The 935-nt window shown below is 65.6% G+C and carries 1 protein-coding gene and 1 pseudogene; both read left to right on the top strand.

Annotated elements, in window-relative coordinates; genetic code table 11:
• On the top strand, positions 1-576 hold a 576-nt coding region (locus AB4Z46_RS35310), incomplete at its 5' end, for an electron transfer flavoprotein subunit beta/FixA family protein (RefSeq protein ID WP_442288209.1).
• A gap of 66 nt (positions 577-642) precedes the next feature.
• Positions 643-935, top strand: a pseudogene (locus AB4Z46_RS35315) (electron transfer flavoprotein subunit alpha/FixB family protein); the annotation flags it as partial.

The raw sequence follows: 935 nt of genomic DNA on the forward strand, positions 1-935 counted from the left end.
ATCGCGGTCTCGTGCGGCGACGCCAAGTGCCAGGAGACCCTGCGCACGGCGATGGCGATCGGCGCCGACCGCGCCATCCTGGTGGAGACCACCGAGGAGCTGCAGCCCCTGGCAGTGGCCAAGCTGCTGAAGGCGCTGGTCGACAAGGAACAGCCGAGCCTCATCATTCTGGGCAAGCAGGCGATCGACGACGACGCCAACCAGACCGGCCAGATGCTGGCGGCGCTGGCCAATCTGCCGCAGGCCACCTTCGCCTCGAAGGTCGAAGTGGCGGGCGACAAGGTCAACGTGACGCGTGAAGTCGACGGCGGCCTGGAGACCATTTCCCTCTCGCTGCCGGCGGTGATCACCACCGACCTGCGCCTGAACGAGCCGCGCTACGTCACCTTGCCCAACATCATGAAGGCCAAGAAGAAGCAGCTGGACACGGTCAAGCCGGAAGACCTGGGCGTGGATGTGAAGCCGCGCCTGAAGACGCTGAAGGTCAGCGAGCCGCCGAAGCGCGGTGCCGGCATCAAGGTGCCCGACGTGGCGACGCTGGTCGAGAAGCTGAAGAACGAAGCCAAGGTAATCTGAAAAGCTTGCGGGACAGACCGCAGCGCAAAGCGCAAGCTCTGTCCCCAACTGACTAGAAAGAACGACATGACCGTACTTGTAATTGCCGAACACGACCACGCCACGCTCAAGCCGGCGACCCTCAACACCGTGACCGCGGGCCTTGCCTGCGCCAGCGGCGACGTCCATGTGCTGGTGGCCGGCGCCAATGCGGCCGATGCCGCCAAGGCTGCCGCCCAGGTGGTGGGCGTGGCCAAGGTGATCGTCGCCGACAGCCCGAGCCTGGCCGAGAACCTGGCGGAGAACGTCGCCGCCCAGGTGCTCGCGATCGCGAAGAACTACAGCCACATCCTGTTCCCGGCCACGGCCAACGGCAAGAA

It is taken from the genome of Variovorax sp. M-6, assembly GCF_052114385.1.
GTDB lineage: Bacteria > Pseudomonadota > Gammaproteobacteria > Burkholderiales > Burkholderiaceae_C > Variovorax.